Annotated in this window: 12 protein-coding genes and 1 pseudogene; 7 read left to right on the top strand and 6 right to left on the bottom strand. The window is 63.6% G+C overall.

Features of this window, described 5'->3' with window-relative positions; translation table 11 throughout:
* Positions 1-19: 19 nt before the first annotated feature.
* Positions 20-562 carry a C40 family peptidase gene (locus XBLMG947_RS09170; protein ID WP_065468151.1) on the bottom strand — a complete coding sequence of 181 codons (543 nt, stop codon included), beginning with the start codon at positions 560-562 and terminating at the stop codon, positions 20-22.
* Positions 563-671: 109 nt separating this feature from the next.
* Here XBLMG947_RS09170 and XBLMG947_RS09165 point away from each other — a divergent pair, with 109 nt between their 5' ends.
* From XBLMG947_RS09165 to XBLMG947_RS09140, 6 genes are all read left to right on the top strand, one after another.
* The gene (locus tag XBLMG947_RS09165; RefSeq protein ID WP_065467969.1) at positions 672-1,151 is read left to right on the top strand and encodes an FKBP-type peptidyl-prolyl cis-trans isomerase; all 480 of its coding nucleotides are present in this window, start codon (positions 672-674) and stop codon (positions 1,149-1,151) included.
* A gap of 231 nt (positions 1,152-1,382) precedes the next feature.
* Positions 1,383-2,627, top strand: coding sequence for a DUF418 domain-containing protein (locus tag XBLMG947_RS09160; RefSeq protein ID WP_065467968.1), 1,245 nt, complete (start codon positions 1,383-1,385; stop codon positions 2,625-2,627).
* A gap of 7 nt (positions 2,628-2,634) precedes the next feature.
* Positions 2,635-3,885: an NAD(P)/FAD-dependent oxidoreductase gene (locus tag XBLMG947_RS09155; protein WP_065467967.1), complete on the top strand. Its 1,251-nt coding sequence runs from the start codon at positions 2,635-2,637 to the stop codon at positions 3,883-3,885.
* Positions 3,882-5,252 carry a glutathione-disulfide reductase gene (gorA, locus tag XBLMG947_RS09150; protein WP_065467966.1) on the top strand — a complete coding sequence of 457 codons (1,371 nt, stop codon included), beginning with the start codon at positions 3,882-3,884 and terminating at the stop codon, positions 5,250-5,252. The genes XBLMG947_RS09155 and gorA overlap by 4 nt, the downstream gene beginning before the upstream one ends.
* A gap of 415 nt (positions 5,253-5,667) precedes the next feature.
* Positions 5,668-6,075: an MGMT family protein gene (locus XBLMG947_RS09145; protein WP_306345528.1), complete on the top strand. Its 408-nt coding sequence runs from the start codon at positions 5,668-5,670 to the stop codon at positions 6,073-6,075.
* Between the two features lie 40 nt (positions 6,076-6,115).
* Positions 6,116-6,814: a rhomboid family intramembrane serine protease gene (locus tag XBLMG947_RS09140; RefSeq protein ID WP_065467961.1), complete on the top strand. Its 699-nt coding sequence runs from the start codon at positions 6,116-6,118 to the stop codon at positions 6,812-6,814.
* 239 nt (positions 6,815-7,053) lie between these two features.
* On the opposite strand, the gene XBLMG947_RS09135 is transcribed toward XBLMG947_RS09140, so the two are convergent.
* From XBLMG947_RS09135 to XBLMG947_RS09120, 4 genes are all read right to left on the bottom strand, one after another.
* A complete protein-coding gene (locus tag XBLMG947_RS09135; protein ID WP_065467959.1) occupies positions 7,054-9,069 on the bottom strand; it encodes a M13 family metallopeptidase in 2,016 nt (671 codons plus the stop codon).
* Between the two features lie 184 nt (positions 9,070-9,253).
* Entirely contained in the window at positions 9,254-11,359 is a 2,106-nt protein-coding gene (locus XBLMG947_RS09130) for a M13 family metallopeptidase (protein ID WP_065467955.1), read from the bottom strand.
* Positions 11,360-11,674: 315 nt separating this feature from the next.
* The gene (locus XBLMG947_RS09125; RefSeq protein WP_065468149.1) at positions 11,675-13,777 is read right to left on the bottom strand and encodes a M13 family metallopeptidase; all 2,103 of its coding nucleotides are present in this window, start codon (positions 13,775-13,777) and stop codon (positions 11,675-11,677) included.
* Positions 13,778-14,161: 384 nt separating this feature from the next.
* Positions 14,162-16,264 (bottom strand): M13 family metallopeptidase, encoded by a 2,103-nt coding sequence (locus tag XBLMG947_RS09120; protein ID WP_065467953.1) that lies wholly within the window; start codon positions 16,262-16,264, stop codon positions 14,162-14,164.
* A 403-nt stretch (positions 16,265-16,667) separates the two neighbouring features.
* On the opposite strand from XBLMG947_RS09120, the gene XBLMG947_RS09115 reads away from it, so the two are divergent.
* Positions 16,668-18,263 carry a phytoene desaturase family protein gene (locus tag XBLMG947_RS09115; RefSeq protein ID WP_065467952.1) on the top strand — a complete coding sequence of 532 codons (1,596 nt, stop codon included), beginning with the start codon at positions 16,668-16,670 and terminating at the stop codon, positions 18,261-18,263.
* Between the two features lie 130 nt (positions 18,264-18,393).
* On the opposite strand, the pseudogene XBLMG947_RS09110 reads toward XBLMG947_RS09115, so the two are convergent.
* Positions 18,394-21,470, bottom strand: a pseudogene (locus XBLMG947_RS09110) (TonB-dependent receptor).
* Between the last annotated feature and the right edge of the window lie 347 nt (positions 21,471-21,817).

The raw sequence follows: 21,817 nt of genomic DNA, 5'->3' as shown, positions 1-21,817 counted from the left end.
TTGTGATGATTGTCACATTTTAGTTCAAAACCCGCTTTGAACCTGAATAGTGGTCACGCCAGTACGCGCCATCGAGGAAATCCAAGCGGACCGTGCCGCCGGTGGTCGGGGCGTGGACGAAGCGGCCTTCACCGACATAAATGCCGACATGGGTCACGCTGCCGCCGGAGCCGAAGAACACCAGATCGCCAGTGGCAAGTCGCTCGGGCGGGATGCGCGGACCCTGGATCGCCGCCAGTTCGCGCGACGTGCGCGGCAGCGCCAATGCCAGCACATCCTTGTAGACGTAGGTCACCAGCCCGCTGCAGTCGAAGCCGGTCTCTGGCGTGTTGCCGCCGAACCGGTAAGGCGTGCCTACCAGGCCCAATGCACGCATCAAGATGTCGTTGGCAGCGGCCGGATTTGCCGGTGGAACCTGCGGCCATACCCGCGCTGCCGGCGGTGGCGCGGTCGGCCGTCGGACTGGCGTTTGCGACGAACAACCGCCCAAGAGCAGCAAGCCCAGCAACAGGCTGACCGCGGCGCGTCGGGGGCGGGCGGCGAAAACTGGCGTGATATGCATGGAGCCGGGATAATGGGCGGTTCGAAAGGTCGCCATGATGGCGGCGCACCCGGCGGCCGACAAGCCGTCTTCCAACGTCTGCCACCGGGCAGCCCATTCAGAGCCAGGCATGAAGATCGAAAAAGACAGCGTCGTCCGTTTCCACTACACCGTTTCCGAGATTGGCCAGGAGCCGATCGAGAGCTCCAAGGAACGTGACCCGTTGGCGATCATGATCGGCCACGGCAACATCATTCCGGGCCTGGAAGCGGCCATGATGGACAGGGAAGCCGGCGAGAGCTTCGGCGTGGACGTCAAGGCGACCGATGCCTATGGCGAATACCGCGAAGGCCTGAGCCAGCGCGTGCCCAAAAAGCATTTCGGCGCCACCAAGCTGGTGCCTGGCACCCAGGTCGTGCTGCAGACCAACTTCGGTCCGCGTGCGGTCACCGTGCAGAAGGTCGGCATGAGCGTGGTCGATGTCGACCTCAATCACCCGATGGCCGGTAAGGATCTGCATTTTGACGTGGAAATCGTCGAAGTGCGTGAAGCCAGCGCGGAAGAGCGCGACCATGGCCATGTGCACGGTGATGGCGGTCATCACCACTGAGGTCGGGCAGGCACGCGCATGCGCGGCAGCCGGGTTGGCGGGGCGCGCATGCGCGCCGGTCGTGCACCGCTCTTCGGGCGTTGCCATGTTGCAGACGACCCGCGGGCAGGTCGCCTCGACGCGCTGGTCTGCCGTCGAGCTTGCGTGATTGCTGTTCCTGACGGCCCGCCCCATCGGCAGGCCGTTTGCATTCTGCGGCGCGCGGCGCCGCATCTGGTTGCCTGAGCCGTGATGACATCCCGCGACGTGCTGTTCCCCATTGCTGCGACCGAGCGCATCGTCGTGCTGGACGGACTGCGCGGCGTGGCGCTGCTCGGCATCCTGCTGATGAACATGGAAGGCTTCGTCGGGCCGCTCGATCTGGCCGTGACCGGTGTCGAGCCGCATTGGCAGGGTGCCGATCGGGTCGCCGATGCGCTGGTCTACGTGTTCGTGCAAGGGAAGTTCTACACGCTGTTTTCGTTGTTGTTCGGGATGGGCTTTGCAGTGATGACGCAGCGCGCCGCGCAGGCTGGGCGCGCGTTCTTCGGTTTGTATCTGCGTCGCACGCTCGGCCTGTTGGCGATCGGCCTTGCCCACGCACTGCTGGTGTGGGCCGGCGATATTCTGGTGAGCTATGCGCTGCTGGCGTTGCTGCTGCTGAGCGCGCGCCACGTCCCAACCGTGACGCTGCCGTGGTTCGCTGCATTGGTGTACCTGTGCGCACCCGGCCTGACCTTGCTGTATGGCGTGGCAGGCGAGTTGACGCAGTCCAATCCAACGGCGGCGATGCAGTGGAAGGCTGCCATGGCCGATGGCGCGCAGCAGGCACTGGCGAATGTGCAGGCGCAGCGCGTCGCATTCGGCAGCGGCACCTATCTGCAAGCGACGGTGCAGCGATGGCATGACCTTCAGGAGGCGATGACCGGCCTCAGCATCAACGGCCCGGCGATGCTCGGCATGTTCCTGCTTGGGAGTTGGTTCGTGCGCAGCGGCGCGATCTCTGCGCCCGAGCGCTTCCCGCGCTTGTTTGCGACGCTGCGCTACGGCGCGTTGCCGCTCGGACTGGGCGTGATGCTGGCAAGTTATGCATTGGAACCGTGGATCGATCCGGCGCGGCTGGATCTGCGCCTGTCCGTTGCCTTCGCACTGTCGCTGATCGCCGGGCCGTTGATGAGCCTGGGCTATGCGGCCTGGGTGGTGCGCCTGGCACCGCGTCTGGCATGGTTTGCGCCAGCCGGACGGATGGCATTGAGCAACTACCTGTTGCAATCGCTGGTCTGCACCGGGATCTTCTACGGCTACGGTCTGGGTTATTTCGAGCAGTTGTCGCGTGTGTGGCAATTGCCGTTCGCGCTGGCGCTGTTCGCGCTGCAGGCGCTGCTGAGCCGGTGCTGGTTGCACTGGTTCCGCTTCGGGCCGATGGAATGGCTGTGGCGCAGCGTGACCTATCTGCATGTGCCGCCGATGTGGCGCGGCACGCAGCGCGCAAGGTAGCGCCCGCATGCGCGCCGTCCGCGATGATGTGTTGGTGATTGGTGCGGGCGCGATCGGCCTGGCGACCGCGCTGGCACTTGTCGAAGCGGGTCGGCAAGTGCGTGTGCTCGATGCCGGCGCGCCCGGTGCGGCGACCTCTTACGGCAATTGCGGCACCATCACGCCGAGCCATGCACCGCCGCTGGCCGCGCCCGGCATGATTGCGCAGGCAGTGAAATGGATGTTCACGCCGGATGCGCCGTTGTATATCCCGCCACGTCTGGATCCCGGATTGTGGCGCTGGCTGCTGCGCTTCGCACGGCGCTGCAATGCACGCGATTGGCAATCCAGCGCGCAGGCACGCGCTGCGCTGTTGCACGATGCGCGACAGCGCTTCGACGAGTGGGTGGCGCGCTATGCGCTGGACTGCGAATTTCGTAACGACGGGCTGGATTACGTGTTCGGCGATGCGCGTCGCTTCGCGCAGTATCGCGACGAATGCGCGCTGCTGGCGCAGTGGGGCATCCGGGCAGAAGTGATCGAGGGTGCGGACTATGTGCGCCAGGATCCCGCATTTCGCGCTGGCATTGCCGGCGCCATCCATTTCCCTGGCGATGCGCATCTGCGCCCGGAGCGTTACACCGCTGAGTTGGCGAGAGTGCTGCGCGCACGTGGTGTGGTGATCGATGCGCACTGCCGCGTGCAGGCAATCGTGCCGGATGGAGCCGGTAGCTGCGTGCAGACCGAGCACGGCAAGCGTTATGCGCGCGAGGTGGTTATCGCCACCGGACCGTGGTCGCCGGTGCTGGCGGCGCAACTTGGCCTGCGCTTGCCGGTGCAGGCCGGGAAGGGCTACTCGATCACCTACAGCGCGCCGCCGCTGATACCGCGTCGCCCGGTGGTGTTGAAGGATCGTTGGGTGTTCGTGGTGCCCTGGCGCGACCGCCTGCGGATCGGCAGCACGATGGAATTCTCCGGGCGCGATACGCAACTCAACGCCACGCGCCTGGCCGCATTGGAACGCGCGGCGGCCGAGTACCTGCATGCCCCGTGCGGCCCTGCCGTGATCGAGCGCTGGTACGGATGGCGGCCGATGACCTGGGACGATCTACCGGTGTTGGGTGCAGTGCCTGGGCATCCTCACGTCTGGCTCGCAGCCGGGCATGGCATGCTCGGCATCAGCATGAGCACTGCAAGCGGACAATTGATGGCCGACCTGATCACGGGCCGCGCACCTGCGCTGGACCCGCATCCTTACCGGGCGGAGCGTTTCGCATGAGTGCGCGTTACGACTACGACGTGGTGATTCTGGGCGGCGGCTCTGGCGGCCTTGCTGCAGGATTTCGTGCAGCAAAACATGGCGCGCGTGTCGCGATCATGGAGCCCAATGCTTTAGGCGGTACCTGCGTCAATCTCGGCTGCGTGCCGAAGAAGGCGATGTGGCTGGCGGCCGATCTGGCCGGCAAGACCGAGCTGGCACGTGCGTTGGGATTCGATGTGCCGCGCCCGACGCTGGCCTGGCAGGAGCTGGTCACGCATCGGCAGGGGTATATCGCCAATATCCACGCCAGCTATCGACGCCGCCTCAATGAAGATGGCGTGGTGTTGATTCCGCAGCGCGGTGTGTTGCAGGACCGTCATACCCTCATCGGCAGCGACGGTGTGCCGGTGACCGCCGAGCACATCGTGATCGCCACCGGCGCGCACCCGCTGCGCCCGGACGTGGAGGGCGCCGACTATGGCGAAGTCTCCGACGATTTCTTCAATCTCTGTCATGCGCCTGCGCAGGTCGCGATTATCGGTGGCGGCTATATTGCGGTGGAAATCGCCGGGCTGTTGCAGACCTTGGGCAGTCGCGTGCATCTGTTTGTGCAGGGCGAGCGCTTGCTGGAGCGTTTCGATGCGGAACTGACGTTGCAATTGGCCGACAACCTGCATCATCTGGGTGTGCGGCTGCATTTCGGTTTCACTACCACGGCGCTGGAGCGCGATGCGCATGGTGCGCTGCGCGTGCATGGGCATTCCGTGCATCCGCGCGAGCAGGGCAACGACGTTTTCGACAAGGTGTTCTTTGCGGCGGGCCGTCGCGCCAATACGGCCGGGCTGGGCCTGGACACGGTGGGCGTGGCGCTCGGCGAGAAGGGCGAAGTGGTGGTGGACGACGGGCAGACCACCAACGTGCCGAATATCCATGCGATCGGCGATGTAGGCGGCAAGGTCGGGCTGACGCCGGTGGCAATCGCGGCAGGGCGCAAGTTGATGGACCGGCTATTCGGCAAGCAGCCCGATGCGCGTATGGATTACGAGAACGTGCCGAGCGTAGTGTTTTCGCATCCGCCGCTCGGCCAGGTCGGTCTGTCCGAGGAACAGGCGCGTGCCCGTCATCCAGGTGCAGTGCGGGTGTACTGCAGCAATTTCCGCCCGATGCTGCACGCGCTGGCCGACGCGCCGCAGCGCAGTCTGTTCAAGCTGGTATGCGTGGGCGAAGAGGAACGCGTAGTCGGTGTGCATCTACTGGGCGAGAGCGCCGATGAGATGCTGCAAGGCTTTGCTGTCGCGGTGAAGATGGGCGCGACCAAGCGCGACTTCGACGAGACCGTGGCGATTCATCCCACGTCGTCGGAAGAGATCGTGTTGATGCATTGAGGGTCGGTTGTGCGGTGCGGGAGCGGGGCTGTCGCTCATCAGTGGCTGGTCGCAAGCGTGCGCTATCCGAGTCGATGCTCCGATCAACGAAGAGTGCGATGTTCAGTGACTTCCGTACATTCGTCTGGCGCTACGCACGCCCTTTTACCAAGCGAGAAGAGATCCAGGCGCTTCCACGGAGGGAGAGGTTGGGATGCAGGTTCGGTACAAGCGACGTAGGAATCGACCAACGATCTGATGCTCACCGCCGGTCGCCTTCATCCGGTAGTGCGGGACCGCTGCTCGCGTTACTCATTGGGCTATGCGTGGCTGCGCCCGTGCTCTCACCCCAACCCCGCTTCCGGAGCGGAATTTTCCCTTCACGTGGAAGGATTCGATGCGCACACGCATGCCCATCAGGTGGCATGCTTGCGTGATGCCCAGAGCGAGACACCCGACGCGGCGCCCATCTGCCAGCCCTGCCGCACGTGCCGCCTCTCCGTGTGAGGCACCGTCCGGCGAACGGGCGCGGCTGCGGATTCTCGAGGTGATCCGTGCGATTCCGGTGGGTGAGGTCGCCGGTTACGGGGAAGTGGCTCAGCGCGCCGGCCTGCCGGGCCGTGCGCGGCTGGTGGCGCGCGTGCTCAGCGGCAACGACGACCCGCAGCTGCCCTGGCACCGCGTATTGCGCAGCGATGGCCGGATCGCCTTGCCCGACGGCTCGGCAGGTTATCGCGAGCAATGCCAGCGGCTGCGCGCCGAAGGCGTCCAGGTGGAGCGGGGCCGTGTGCGCCGGGCCAGTGCCGCGCAGCGATTGGACGCGGCTTTGTGGGCGCCTTCATAAGCCTGCCGTTATCATCTGTCGCACTCCGAAGGATGCCGCCATGCCTCAATTGCCACCCGTCACCAAAGCATTACTGATCGCCAACATCGGCTTGTTCCTGCTGCAGTGGGCGGTGGGCGACCTGGGTGCCGGCGTGCTGCCATCGGACAGCGTGCTGTCGTGGCTGATGTTGTGGCCGCTGTCCAATGGCTTCGATGCGTTTTCGCCAGGTGCCAGCTTCATGCCCTGGCAACTGCTGACCTATGCGTTCCTGCATGGCGGCTTCAACCATCTGTTCTTCAACATGCTGGCGCTTTTCATGTTTGGCGCGCCGTTGGAGCAGACCTGGGGCCAGAAGCGCTTTCTGACTTATTATCTGGTGTGCGTGGCCGGTGCGGGCCTGTGTCAGCTGTTGATGGCCTGGTTCACGCAGAGCGGTGCGCCGGTGGTGGGCGCGTCGGGCGGTGTGTTCGGCCTGCTGCTGGCGTACGGCATGTTGTTCCCCAATCAGCGCGTGATGCTGCTGTTCCCGCCGATTCCGATGAAGGCGCGCACGTTCGTGATCGTGTTCGGCGCGATCGAGCTGTTCTTGGGCGCCACCGGCTGGCAGCCGGGCGTCGCGCACTTCGCCCATCTGGGCGGGATGCTGTTCGGCTGGCTGATGATCCGCTATTGGCGTGGTCAGTCGCCGTTCGGCGGCAGCGGTGGAAAGAGCGGCGGTGGCAAGGGACGCAAGCCGCCGTTGCGGGTGGTACGTTGAGTCAGGCGATGCCGTTCCGGTCTTCGTGATCCTTGGCAGCGGCCTTGCCGCGATGGGCGTTGCCGGACTGCCTCATCGCGGCTGTGGCCTCCTACCGGAGTTCTTCGCGCAAACCCTGTCGCGGGTTGCTCAACGCGCAGGTGACAGGGTGCTTTCTGCAGATGCCAGACAAAAAAGAGCGCGGAATCCGCGCTCTTTTTTTATGCCTGACCTTCTTTTATGCCTGACCTTCGCGAAGATCAGCGCCAGAGTTTGATCTGCTCTGCATCCAGGCGCTGCATCGGCTGGCCGGCCTTGCAGCTGAACGCTGCACCGAATTCCGGCAGGTTCGACAGCGGGCCGTTGGTGCGCCACTGGCCCGGTGCGCGGATATCGGCGCTTGCGCGCTGCACCGCTTCGTTGGGCGACAACTGCTGCGCCCACAGCCCGGCCCAGGCGGTGAAGAAGGCCTGCTTGTCGGCCTCGGTGGCTGCCGGTTGCGCCTTGCTGAAGGCCTGCCAGGCCAGTTCGACGCCGGCCAGGTCGGCCAGGTTCTCTTCGGCCGTCTGCGCGCCATTGACCTTGGCATTGGGCACGCCCGGGTACGGGTAAGCCGAGAACTGAGTGGCGACCTTGTCGGTCAGCATCGTCCAGCTAGCTTTTTCGGCCGGCGTCCACCAGCTGCGTAGTGCGCCCTTGGCATCCACCAGCGAGCCCTTGGCATCGATCGCACGGGTGATCTCGTGTGCGACCAGCGCACCGTAGGCGCCGTACTGCGCGGCCTGGGTGCTGCCGGTGGTCAACACCGGCGCCTGCAACACGGCGGCAGTGACGATCAGGCGGTTCTGCGCGATGTCGTAGGCCACCGCCGGCTGCTGCGGCAGCACGTCCCAGCGACGGTCGGCGTTGCCCTTGCCGATGCGCTTCATCTCTTCGCGATGACGCCAGGTCGAGGCGATCAGCATGTTGCCGCCGAAACTGCCGCGGCCCATCGGTTGCACGGTGTAATCCAGGTCGCGGCGTGGCGCGCCGACTTCGATCTTCATCGCAGCCAGTTTGGCCTTGGCTTCGGCAACCACGTCGCCGTTGCCCCAGCCGGTGCGCTCCAGCGCGGCCAGCTGCGCGTCACGCACCTGGTCGGCAATGGCTTCGGCCTGACGGCGGGTGTCGCCGCTCAGGTAACGCGCCACGTATTCGCGGCCGAGCATCGGGCCGGCGGCGACGTTGATCGCATCCAGCACCTGCTGCCAACGCTGCGGCGGTACCGCATCGCCACGCAGCAGACGGCCGCGGAACTGGTATTCGGCGTCGTGGAAGCTCTTGGACAGGTACGGCGCCATGGCATCGCCCACGCGCCAGCGCAGGTAGGCCTTCCACTGGTCCGGCTTGATGCTGACGATCATGCTGTCGAGCTGCTTGAACATGGCCGGGTCGGCCATCGACACCAGGTCGTCCTTGACGCCCTGCGCGTCCAGGAAGTCGGCCAGGCGCAGGTTCTTGTACTGCTTGGTCAGGTCCTTGGTGGCGATCGGGGCGTAGTTGTTGAACGGGTTGTTGATGCCCTGTACCGACTGCGCGCTACGCGCCAGTGCGGTTTCGATCTGCAGCACCGATGCGGCGTCGGCGTCGAGCTTGTCGGCGGCGGTACCGGTGAGCGCCAGGATCTGCTTCACGTAGGCGCGGTAGCGGCCCATCAGCGCCTGGGTGTCGGCGTCGGTGTGGGTGTAGAAGGCCGGGTCGGGCAGGCCCATGCCGCCCTGCATGAAATAGCCGATATGCCGATCGAGCGCCTTCAGGTCGACGTCGGGACCGAAGTTGAAGCCCACCGGGATACCGACCTGATGCAAGGCCGCGATGGAAGCGGGCACATCCTTGGCCTTCTTGATCGCATCGATGCGCGAGAGCAGCGGCGCAATCGGGTTGGAGCCGTCCTTTTCGACGGCGGCTTCGTCCAGGCCGCTGGCCCAGAAATCGCCAAGCAGCTTCTGCACGTCGCCCTGCGGCGCCTTCGTCGACGCATCGAGCAACTCGCGCTGCTGCTGCAGGGCACGCTCGGACAACTGGCCCAGCGCGGTAACGGCGCCGGCCTGCGGAACCGGGTTGGTCTTGAGCCAGCTGGCGTTGGCGTAGTCGTAGAAATTGCTGCAGGCAGCAGAGATGGCCGGAGTCTTGGGCGCTGCGGCCTTCTTCTTGCGCGCGGCGTCGGCGTCGGGGGCGGACAGCAGCGAGATCAGGCTGAAGCCAAGAGCGAGGGCAAGCGGACGGATGGTGGGCATCGAGAAGAAGGGTGGCCAGAGTAAAGTCGCCGGAGTTTAGCAAGGCTGGGTGCCGCGCAGGCGGAAGGGCGCGGCGGTTCGTGCGCGGTGCCGGCCGCGGGCATGAATGCGACAGGCCCGCGCGTGCGGGCCTGTGCCTGGTGTCATCGTGCTGGAAGCGCTTGCAGACGCTGGTTGCGTCGGCTTACCAGATCACCACGCGGTCTTTCTCGGGCCGCACCATCGCATCGCCGGCCTTGCAGGAAAACGCCGTGGCGAACTGCGGCATGTTCGATGGCGCGGCGACCGCGCGTAGGGCGCTGGGGGCATGCGGGTCCGAGGCCAGACGCATCATCTGCATCTGCTCGCGTGTGTGTCCCCGCCAGTTACGGGCGAAGCCGAGGAAGAAGCGTTGTTCCGGCCGATAGCCGTCGATGGCGGCTGCGCGCTCGGGATGCGCCTTCAGCGTAGCCTGCAGTGCGTCGTAGGCGATGTTGATCCCGCCCAGGTCGGCGATGTTTTCGCCCAGGGTCAGGCGACCGTTGACGTGCAGCGTCGGGTGGTCGGCCAGCGGGACATAATCGTCGAATTGCTTGACCAGTTTGGCGGCACGTTGTTCGAACGCAGTGCGATCCTGCGGCAGCCACCAGTTGAGATGATTGCCTGCGCCGTCGAACTGGCTGCCTTGGTCATCGAACCCGTGGGTGGACTCGTGGCCGATCACCGCACCGATCGCACCGTAGTTCAAGGCGTCGTCGGCATGGGCATCGAAGAACGGCGGCTGCAGGATCGCGGCCGGGAAATTGATGGTGTTGGTGGAGGGGTCGTAATAGGCGTTGACCGTTTGCGGCGTCATCGACCAGCGTTTGCGATCGGTCGGTTTGCCGATCTGGGCGAAGTCGTACCGGTAGTTGAACTTGGCCGCTGCCTGCACATTGCGGTAGTAGTCGCCAGGCACGATCTCCAGTCCCGACCAATCGCGCCAGGTGTCGGGGTAGCCGATCTTGGGCAGGAAGGTTTCCCACTTGGCCAGCGCCTTGGCCTTGGTTTGCGGACTCATCCAGTCGACCCGCTCGATCCGTGCTTTGAGGGCCGCCTGGATATTTCCGACCAGTTCGCCCGCGCGTTGCTTGGCTTCCGGAGTAAAGGTCTTGGCCACGTAGAGCTGGCCCAGGCCTTCGCCCATGGCGCGGTTGACCGCGGACAGCACGCGCTTCCAGCGGGGACGTTGCTCGGGTTGTCCCGCCAGCGTCTTGCCATGGAACGCGAAGCTGTTGTCGACGAAGGCCTTGCTGAGCGAATCGGCGGCATCGTCGATCGTATGGAAACGCAGGTAGGCACGCCATTGGTCGATGGGGGCGTGGGCCAGTTCGTGGTCGAACGCGGCAAAGAAGCGCGGCTGCGACAGCGAGAAGCCCTTGCCGGGGTCCACGCCCTGTGCGGCAAAGAACGCCTTCCAGGAAAAGTGCGGCGTCATCTTCTCTGCGTCGGCGATGCTGACGAAGTGGTATTCGTTCTTCGGGTCGCGCGCGTCGGTAGGCGCCAGCGACGCGGCGGCCAGGCGCGTTTCCAATGCCATCACCGCGTTTGCCTGTGCCTTGGCCGCATCTGCGGAAGTGCCGGTGAGTTCGAACGAGCGGGCGATATAGTCCAGGTAGGCCGCGCGGATGGGCGCGTATTCGGCAGCGGTGTAGTAATCCTTGGTCGGCAAGCCCAGGCCACCTTCGTTGGCGAAGGCGATCTGCATGGAGGCGTCGCGGAAATCGGTGCCGCTGCCGAACCCGAACACTTGCCCGTCACCTTCGGCGTAGCGCCGGGTGATGTAATCGGCGACGTCCTTGCCCGAGGCGAGCGCTGCGATCGCGTCCAGTTGCGGGCGAATCGGGCGGTCTCCTGCCGCCTCGATCGCGGACTCGTCCATGCCTGCGGCATAGAGCAGGCCCAGCTTGCGCGCCAGTGGATCGCTTTGCTGGTCAGACTGCTTGGCGGCGGCTTCGGCGATCTCGCGCTGCGTTTCCATGCTGTGTTCGGCCAGTGTGTCGAACACGCCCCAACTGCTGTGATCGGGGGGAATCGGATTGGCCTTGATCCATTTGCCGTTGACGAAGGCGTTGAGGTCCTTGCAGGCGCTGGACGCCGTCTCCAGCTCGCCGATGTCGAAGGCGCGCGCGGCAGATTTGGGCGCAGGCATGGAGGTGGGCGCTGGATGGGCGGCCGTGTCCGCGTGCGCATTGCCGTCGGGTGTCCGTTGGCAGGCCGACACGGCGGCGGTCAGAGCGAGGGCGAGGATGGAAGCCTTGAGCAATGACATAGCGAGTGGCCAGCGTGAAAAGTCCCCAGTGTAAGCGGGCACGGCTGTTGAAATGAGGTGGTTGAGTTTTGTTGAGCTTATCGCGGTGGCGCACATGTAGTCGCCTGCGCCGCAGCAATGCCAGGCCACTTGCAGACGCCGCTCTCGGCGCGGAACCCTGGAACTGCAGGCAACAACGGCCGTCGCTGGCTACCGAACGCTGCGATACCCCGTTGCCGCCGGCGATCGACCGCAAGCGGCGGCGTGGCGACCAAACGCGAACGGGCGGCGATCTTGCGATCGCCGCCCGTGTGCTTTTACTTGCGCTGGACGGACTTACCAGATCACCACGCGATCCTTCTCCGGCCGCACCATCGCATCGCCGGCCTTGCAGGAAAACGCGGTGGCGAAGGAAGGCATGTTCGACGGTGAGGCAATGGCGCGCAGGTTGTCGGGCGCATGGGGGTCGCTCGCCAGGTTGACCAGTTGCTGCTGTTCGCGTGTCTGCCCACGCCAACTGCGCGCGAAGCTCAGGAAAAAGCGTTGATCCGGACTGTAGCCATCGGTCGCGACGGCTCGCTCCGGATGCGCGCGCAGATCTGCTTGCAACGCATCGTAGGCGACGTTGAGGCCGCCCAGATCGGCGATGTTCTCGCCCAAGCTGAGCTTGCCATTGACGTGCACCGCAGGGTGGCTGGGCAGCGGCACGTAGGCATCGAACTGTTTGACCAACCGCTTGGCACGTTGCTCGAAGGCGTCACGATCCTGCGGCGTCCACCAGTCCACGTTGTTGCCGGCGCCATCGAACTGCCTGCCTTCGTCGTCGAAGGCGTGCGTGGCTTCGTGCCCGATCACCGCGCCGATGCCGCCGTAGTTCAAGGCATCGTCTGCAGTGGCATCGAAGAACGGAGGCTGCAGAATTCCTGCCGGGAAATTGATGGAATTGTTGCTGGGGTCGTAATACGCATTGACGGTCTGCGGCGTCATCGCCCAGCGCGCGCGATCGGTGGGTTTGCCGATCTGGGCGATGTCGTAGTGGTAATTGAACTTCGCTGCGGCCTGCAGGTTGCGGTAATACGCGCCAGGCACGATCTCCAGCCCCGACCAGTCGCGCCAGGTGTCGGGATAGCCGATTTTCGGCAGGAACGTGTGCCACTTGGCGATGGCCTTGGCTTTGGTTTCCGGGCTCATCCAGTCGACGTTTTCGATCCGCGTCTTGAGCGCCACACGCACGTTGTCCACCAGGTCGCTCGCACGCTGTTTGGCTTCGGGCGTGAACACCTTGGCCACGTAGAGCTGCCCCAGCCCTTCGCCCATCGCGCCGTTGACCGCGCGCAATACGCGCTTCCAACGTGGCTGCTGCTCGGGTTGCCCCGACAGGATCTTGCCGTAGAACGCGAAGTTGTTGTCGACGAAGGCCTTGCTGAGCTGCTTGGAAGCGCCATCAATGGTGTGGAAGCGCAGATAGGCCTGCCATTGTGCGATCGGCGCGTTTGCCAGCTGCCGATCGAATTCACTGAAGAAGCGCGGCTGCGACAGCGAAAAGCCAACACCGCTCTGGATGCCTTGCGCAGCGAAGAAACTGCTCCATGAAAAGTGTGGGGTGAGCTTGTCCGCTTCTGCGGTGCTGACGAAGTGATACTGGTTTTTCGGGTCGCGCGACTCCACACGTGTGAGTGAGGCGGCAGCCAGCCGCGTTTCGAGGGCGAGCACCTCGCTTGCCTGTGCCCTGGCAGCTTCGGCGGTGCTACCGGTGAGTTCGAAGGATCTGGCGATATAGGCCAGATACGCCGCGCGAATGGGCGCGTATTCGGGCGCGGTGTAGTACTCCTTGGTCGGCAGGCCTAGTCCATCTTCTTGCGCGAACCCGATTTGCCTGTCGGCATGTTTGAAGTCGGCGTGCGCGGCGAAATTGAAGACCTGCGCATCGCCTTCGGCAAAACGGCGGGTGATGTAGTCGGCAACGTCCTTGCTTGAGCTCAGCGCGGCAATGGCGTCGAGCTGTGGCCGGATCGGCTGGTCGCCGGCTGCTTCGATGGCCGCTTCGTCCATGCCGGAGGCGTACAGCACGCCGATCTTGTGGGCGACAGGATTGGTTTGCTTGTCCCGCTGTTTCGCTGCGTCTTCGGCAATCTGGCGTTGGGTGGTCAGACTGTTTTCCACGAGCACATCAGAGAGGCCCCAGGTGCTGAGGTCGGCCGGAATGGGATTGGCTTTTTTCCAAGGGCCATTCACGAAATCGTCCAGGTTCCGGCATGCGCTGGTGGCTGCATTCAGTTCACTGATATCGAACGCAGGTTTCGTCGCCGCTGCGGGCGTCGCTGCAGGTGCCGATGCAGCGGATTTTTCCTGTGTGCTACTCTCAGTCGTTCCACGTTGGCAGCCCGGCAGGGCGGTCATCAGCGCAAGGGCAAGCATGGAAATCTTGATCGGTGACATGGCCGCCAGTCGCATGGATGGACGCCGAGGATAAGCGGAGACATCCAAAGGGACGTAGGCGTTGAGTTTTCTTGAGACTTGCATGCAGGCGGGATTGCACACCATCACGCGTTGCAGCCGATGTCGGCCGTTTTGGAAACACACCGAGCGATGACGGCCGTGCGCAGTAGTGGCGAGGTACACGAATGTGCGCCGCACGCATGTCTTGATGCGCGCCCTTCGACGAGTGCGTGGAGAGGGCGGCAGCGAACGGAGGAGCGCAGCCTACCCCGGTCGTTGCAGCAGGCAGGTGATGCTGGATGGCGGCAACGCCAGGAACACCGATCGCCCAAAAAAAGGGCGGCGATCTTTCGAACGCCGCCCTTTTTTAACGCGAAAGCGCAGTTACCAGATCACAACCTGCTTGTCGCCCTGACGCACCATCGCATCGCCGGCCTTGCATGAGAACGCGGCGGCGAATGCCGGCATGTTCGACGGCGCACCGATGGCGCGGAAGTTGGCCGGCGCATGCGGGTCGGTCTTCAGGCGCACGACCAATTCTTCCGGGGTGAAGTTGCGGCGCCACACCGTGGCCCAGTTGAGGAAGAAGCGCTGGTCGCGGGTGATGCCGTCGGTCTTGGGATCGTCCTTGCCGGCGGTAGCGGTCTTCATCGCGTCGTAGGCGGTGTTGAGGCCGCCCAGGTCGGCGATGTTCTCGCCAAGCGTCAGGTCGCCCTTGACCTTGTCGCCGGCCGGCGTGCGGTAGCTGTCGAACTGCGCCACCAGCTTGCCGGTGCGGGCCTTGAACGCGTCCAGGTCCTTCTGCGTCCACCAACCCGGATCGGGGATGAAGTTGCCATCGGCACCGAAGCGGCTGCCCTGGTCGTCGTAGCCGTGGGTCATCTCATGGCCGATCACCGCGCCGATGCCGCCGTAGTTCATTTCTTCCGGCGCATTCGGGTCGAAGAACGGCGGCTGCAGGATGGCGGCCGGGAACACGATCTCGTTCTGCAGCGGGTTGTAATAGGCGTTGACCGTCTGCGGGCTCATGCCCCATTCGGTCTTGTCCACCGGCTTGCCGATCTTGGACAGGTTCCACTTGTAGTTGAACTCCTGCGCGGCCAGCACGTTGCCCAGGTAGCTGTCGCGGCCGGTGCTCAGGCCGTTCCAGTCGCGCCATTTTTCCGGGTAGCCGATCTTGGGCGTGAAGCTTTCCCACTTGGCGATCGCCTTGGCCTTGGTCTCCGGGCTCATCCAGTCCAGCTTTTCGATGCGGGCCTTGAGCGCGGTGCGCAGATTGGTGACCAGGGTTTCCATCTTGGCCTTGGAATCGGCCGGGAACGCCACCTTGACGTACAGCTGGCCCAGCGTTTCGCCGGCCTGGCTGTTGATGGTGGCCAGCACGCGCTTCCAGCGCGGCTTGATTTCCTTCTGGCCGCGCATGGTCTTGTTGTAGAACGCGAAGTTCTCATCGACGAACGGCTGGCTCAGGAACGGCGAGGCGCCATCGACGGTGTGGAAGCGCAGGTACGCGCGCCAGATCGCCGGGTCGGTGTCGGCAATCATCTTGCTCACTTCCTGATGGAAGGCCGGGATCGCCAGCGAGAACATCTCCGGCGTGGCCACGCCCTGCGACTTGAAGAACTCGGTCCACGACCAGTTCGGGGTCAGCTTGTCGGCCTCGGCCGGGGTGACCGGGTTGTAGGCCAGCTTGGCGTCGCGCGACATTTCGGTGCTGGTCTTTGAGACCTTGGCCAGGCGGGTCTCGAACGCGACCACCTGCTTGGCCTGCGTGGCGGCATCGGCCGCAGCGACGCCGGACAGCTCCAGCAGCTTGGCGATATGCGCCTGGTAGGCCTCCAGCTTGGCCTTGTTGCCGGCGCTGGTGTAGTACTCCGGATCCGGCAGACCCAGCCCGCCCTGCATGGCATAGGCGATGTTCTGGCTGGACTTGTTGAAGTCCGCCTCGGCGCCGAAGCTGAAGAGGTCGTTGTTGCCCTTGGCGGCGCTGCTGCGCAGATAGTCCACCAGCTTGGCCTGGTCGCTGATGGCGTCGATGGCGGCCAGTTCCGGCTTCAGCGGCTCCATGCCCTGGGCATTGATCTTGGCTTCGTCCATGCCGGTGGACCATAGGTCGCCGACGATCTTTTCCACGCCGGTGGCGCCGGTATCGGCGGCGGCCTGTTCGGCCAACTGCTGCTGGATCGCATTGGAGCGCTCGTCGAGCATTTCGAATGCGCCCCAGCTGGTGCGGTCGCCGGGCACCGGGTTGGCGGCCAGGAACTTGGCGTTGGCGTAGGCGTTGAGGTCGGTACAGGCATTGCCGTTGGGGTCCAGATCGGCCGCGGTGAAGCGGTTCACCGCCGGCAGCTTGCTCTGGTCCAGGGTCAGGGTCTTGGGCGCAGCCGGGGTGGTGGCCGCGGCGTCGCCCGCAGGGGCCGCCGGCGCGGTGTCTTCAGACTTCTTGCAACCGCTCAGCGCGGCGGCCACGGCCAGGGTCAGCGTCATTAGATGAGGTGTTCGAATCACAAAGGCTCCAGGAGCAACAGTCGATTGGGAGGCTCCGTCACCACAGAGCCGTGCCGGCACTCTACCGTTCTGTACGATTCGGCGCATGGGTGTCGAAGGTCATGGATGCCGTGTGCCGAGGCCATATCTGCGATGGTGGCGCTCCCGGCGCACCCCATGCAGCATTGAGTACGCTGCGCCCGAACGACCAGGCGGCGGGTGCTGGACATATGAGGTCGGCTGGCGCCGAGGCACGCATTGTGGATCAGCTATCGCAGCGGCTTCTGCTCGCCGGGCCCGGGCCGCGTGGCAACTGTCCTTGACGACCCGTCAGCCCTGGGCGGGTCGGCGAGCCAGGCCCGACGCGTGGCCCGCGGGCAGGAGCAATGCTATACACAAGCATATGTCGACACACAGCCCACTGTTGGATGCCCTGATCATCGGCGCCGGGCACAACGGTCTGGTCTGCGCTGCCTATCTGGCGCGCGCCGGCAAACGGGTGCTGGTGTTGGAGGCGCGAGACGTCGTCGGCGGCGCGGCGGTGACCGAGGAGTTTCATCCCGGCTTCCGCAATTCCGTGGCTGCATACACCGTGTCGTTGCTGCAACCCAAGGTCATCGCCGATCTCGCGCTTGAGCGCCACGGCCTGCGCGTGGTACCGCGACGTCTCAACAATTTTCTGCCGTTGCCGAATGGCGACTATCTGCTTGCTGGAACGGGCCGTACGGCGCAGGAGGTCGCCAAATTTTCCGCGCGCGATGCAGCGGTCCTACCCGCGTACGAAGCGCGACTGGAGCAACTGGCCGATGTAGTGCGTGCACTGGCCTTGCAGCCACCGCCTGACGTCACCGACGGCGGCTGGCTGCAGGCCTTGCCGCAGCTATGGCGGGCGGGCAAGGTCGGTTTGCAGTTGCAGGGTTTATCGCTGACCTTGCGCCAGGAGCTGCTGGATCTGTTTACGATCTCAGCAGCGGAGTATCTGGATCGCTGGTTCGAAAGCGCGCCGATCAAGGCCTTGTTCGGCTTCGATGGCATCGTCGGCAATTACGCCAGCCCGTACACGCCTGGCACCGCGTACGTGTTGTTGCATCACGTGTTCGGGCAAAGCAATGGCGTCAAAGGCGCCTGGGGCCACGCGATCGGCGGCATGGGGGCCATCACCCAGGCAATGGCCGCCAGTGCGCGCGAAGACGGCGCGCAGATTCGCACCGGCTGTGCGGTGGAGCGCGTGTTGGTGGAGCAGGGACGTGCGGTGGGCGTGGTGACGGCCGATGGCGAAACGTTGCGCGCGCGTGCCGTGGTGGCCAACGTCAACCCCAAGTTGCTCTACCAGCGTTTGATGCGAACCGAGGACGTACCGGAGGCCACGCGCGAACGCATCGCCCATTACCGCTGCGGCTCGGGCACCTTTCGCATGAACGTCGCACTGTCGCGCCTTCCCGATTTCACCGCGCTGCCCGGCGCTGGCGACCATCTCACTGCCGGCATCATCCTTGCGCCGAGTCTGGATTACATGGACCGCGCCTGGCAGGACGCACGTGCATCGGGATGGTCGCGCGAACCGGTGGTCGAATTGCTGATCCCCAGCACGCTGGACGACTCGCTGGCGCCGCCCGGCCGGCATGTGGCCAGCCTGTTCTGTCAGCACGTTGCACCGCAGCTGCCTGACGGCCGGCATTGGGACGACCATCGCGAAGAAGTGGCCGACCTGATGATCGCCACCGTGGAGCGCTATGCGCCAGGGTTTACTTCATCGGTCCTGGGCCGGCAGATTCTGAGCCCGCTCGATCTGGAACGTATCTTCGGCCTGGTCGGTGGCGACATCTTCCACGGCGCGCTCAGCCTCAATCAACTCTTCAGTGTACGCCCGATGCTGGGGCAGGGCGCCTACCGCGGCGCAGTCCAGGGTTTATATCTGTGCGGCTCCGGAACCCACCCTGGCGGCGGGGTGACCGGTGCGCCCGGGCACAATGCGGCGCGGGTGATTTTGGGTAGGTGATGTGGTTGGCAATGGCAGCCAAGAAAGATGGTAGCCAACGAAAAGGCCCCGGAAAAACCGGGGCCAGAGACAGTACGCTTGCAGTACGACGGCGAATGAACCACCTTCGCCTTCGCTCGCGATCACACGATCAGAAATCGTATGACGCCGTCAGACGCATATAGCGCGGCTGGTTGTAGCTCCACGCTTCGGTGCCCAGCCCATATGTGTTGGACACGGTCCGGCGAGTGACTTCATTGGTGCTGGAGATGCGATTGACCGAACGGTCATTGAGGACATTGAATACATTCAGAGAAAACGCCAGCTTGTGATCGGCAAAGCCTGGACGATACGTGACGCCTAGATCGAGATTTTTGATCCATGGCGTCTCGCCAGCGCCGCCCGCAGATACAGGTTGGCCATAGCAGTAGTGATAGGCAGATCCATAGCCGACCGGGTCGTAATTCGCCGCTGCGGCGTCCGGGCCCTCGTAATAACCCAGGCACGACTTCGGTGTGCCGGACACGACGCGCAACGTTGCCGATGCCAGCCACTCAGGCGTGAACTGGTAGGCGCCGAATGCCTTCAGCTGATGACGACGATCGTTGGCCAGGTTGCCACCTGCGTAGTACATCAATTGTGCTGCATCCCAATCCTGTGTCTTGGAGATGTCGGCTTGCCCAAGATCCGACTTCACCTGTCCTTCGGTGTTTCCGTAGAGGTGCGACCAGGTGTAGTCGACGCGGCCATACCATTGTTCGTCGAACGGATGCTCGATAAACAGATCCACAGCCACGTAGTTACGCTTGGCCTTGTCAGTGAAGCCCCAATCGGACTGCGACATACGCAGCTGGGTATAGCCAGAGCCATCGGTGTTGGCAAGGTTGTACGTATTGGTTTCGCCAGGGTTGAACATCACGCAACCAGGAATGGTCACGCTGTTTGGGTCGCCGCCTGCTGCTGTGAGCGTATCGGACATGCGTCCTGGATCGCAGACATCGTCGATCGCGGTCTGCAATTTGCGGTAGGTGACTTTGGCGCCAGAATTCCACTTCTCACCGAGCGTCTTTTCGAAGCCGATCAGGAACTCGTCTTGATACTGCGACTTCAGATCGCTTGGGGCGAACGAGTTCGGATCCGGCGCCTCACCATATTCTCCGTTGGAAGAAACAGGACCAGGTCCGAGTGCCGTCAGGCCGGTCGGCTCACCATTGGCGTCGATCCCCGAGTAAGCAAAGTACTCATTGGTATATGTCGAGGCGGATGCTCCGCGGATGGCAACCTGATTTGCAATGCCAAGTAGTACCGGCCGACGTTGGCGAACATCTTGAAGGAAGAGTCGCCAAACACGTCCCAGCTGACCCCTAAGCGCGGAGCCCACTGATCACCACTGTCCACATAAGCCACGTGGTCGCTGTTGTAGTTGGTGAACTTGTCGTTGCGGATACCCAGCGTGAGTAGCCAATTATCGTTGACCTGCCAACGGTCTTCCAGATAGTAGGCCTTCTGCTCAACGGACATGCTGGTCGCCGTAGTGAAGATACGGCGGTTCACAAAATAACCGTCGCCACCAGATGGGCCAACGCCCAGAGCACCATTGATAGGTTCGCTGGGATTGTCCTGGCTGCCATAGATCCAGCGATACCCTGGACCACTGGTAAATACGCCCTCGTCGTAGGCGTTGAAGTACATATTGTCCACGCCGGCGGTCAAGTCGTGATCGCCCAGACGATAGTTCAGCTCCAGACGCAGATTGCGGCTCTTGTTGATCGGATCGCTTGCCTTCACCGTGGTGGTGGCCTGCCCGTTGGTGATGCGGCGGCCGCCGGTGATCGCCGGGTCTTGCAGATTCGCGCTGGCGATGTTGGGCAATGCCGATGCACCGGGATTCCACTGCTGATTGTGCTGGGTGTCGCGTCCCCAGGTGGCATTGAGGGTGAGGTCGTCCGTGATGTAGCTGGTGAACTTCACGATATCGACACTGTCCTTCAACTTGTATGTATCGGTGAAAAGTCCGGACGGCCCCTGATCCGTATACGAGGCGTAGTCGTAGTTGCTGTATACACCCGAGCGTCTATCGGTATTCTCGATGCGCGTGTATTCGAGGATGTTGCTGTCGTTGATATTCCAGTCCAGCTTGCCGTAGAACTTCGGCGAACTGTTTTCATAATGGTTGCGTCCCTGGTCGCTGGCGGCCGTCGCAATATTGGTGGTTGCTCCGTCGACCTTGTCGGTTTCGCCGGCCACGAACAGGAACAGGCGATCCTCAATGAGCGGACCACCCGCGTACGCGCTGTAAACGGTCCTGCTCTGCACGTCGCCCTCGCCGCGACGATAGATGGTGCCGGGCAAATCCTTATCTTCGTACCCATAATTGGTGGGCAAAGCATTGTTTGGGTACCATGCGTCGCCGCGTGAGCTCGCCAGCGATTTCGGTTCCCATACCGCCTGCGCTCCAAAATGCCACTCGTTGGTGCCGCGCTTGCCTACCTGGCTGATGACGCCGCCGGTCGAGCGGCCGTACTTCGCGCTGTAGCCGCCCGTATAGGTTTCCTGTTGGTCGATTGCGCCGTAGGGGAGACTGAGCCCGCCGAGGTTGTTGAACGGATTGGTGACGTTGACGCCGTTGATGTAATAGGCATTTTCCGTCACGCCAGCGCCGCCAAACGAGATGGTGGACCGCGAACCATTGTTGAAGGCGCCGCTTCCGGAAATCGCACCTGGTGCCAGCAATGCAATCGCTTCAGCGCTACGGCCCAATGGCAAGGTCGCCAACTGCTCGGACGTGATCACCGAACGCGAGCTGGTAGAGCTGACATCGATCTTCGACGCATTGGCGGCAGTGACGGTGATCGCACCAAGCGTGGTCGCATCCGCATTGCTGCCTGCGGCGCTAGCGCCAGCAAACGAGACTTCGGTGCCCGAGCCGACGCGCAGCTGCACGTTCTTGCGGGTATCGACGACCTGGTCGCCGCGCTTCAGGATGACGGTGTAGGCACCCACCGGCAGCGAGCCCAGGTTGTAGCGGCCGTTCGCGTCGACGGTGATGGTGCGGCTCAGGCCGGTGTCGCTCTGGACGACGATCGTGCTGCCGGCTTCGGAGGGGGCGCTGCCGTAGATGCTGCCGGTGGTGCTCTGCGCGTAGACCGCGCCGTTGGTTAGGCAAGCACCGAGCACGACAGCGAGCGCGGTGCGTTTGAGGACTTGGCGACGAAATTGAGTGCTCATTCCTGACCTTTCAACTGGGAGTGCGGATAAGGGACGGTCATCGGGGAGTCAGATGGCCTTAACTCGAACGTAATGAATGTCTGCTCCGCAACGCAAGCAATCGGAGCGATCCATTAATGAAATGTATGTAATCAGCATAAAAAGTGAGGAATTCGGCACAACTTCAAGCGCTGCGACACAGGGAAAGAAACAACCTCAACAACAGTGCGCTTTTGGTAGTTACATTCGATGCAGATAACTCAGCGCCACCAAGCGGTTGCGACAACCGGGAGCAGGCCCGCAGCCGGCGAAAAGCACCACGTCCGCGCTCACTACATCGGCGCCAAAGAAAAGCCCCGACAAGCAGG

Source organism: Xanthomonas bromi (genome assembly GCF_900092025.1).
GTDB lineage: Bacteria > Pseudomonadota > Gammaproteobacteria > Xanthomonadales > Xanthomonadaceae > Xanthomonas > Xanthomonas bromi.
This window is presented reverse-complemented; position numbering and strand designations above follow the sequence as displayed.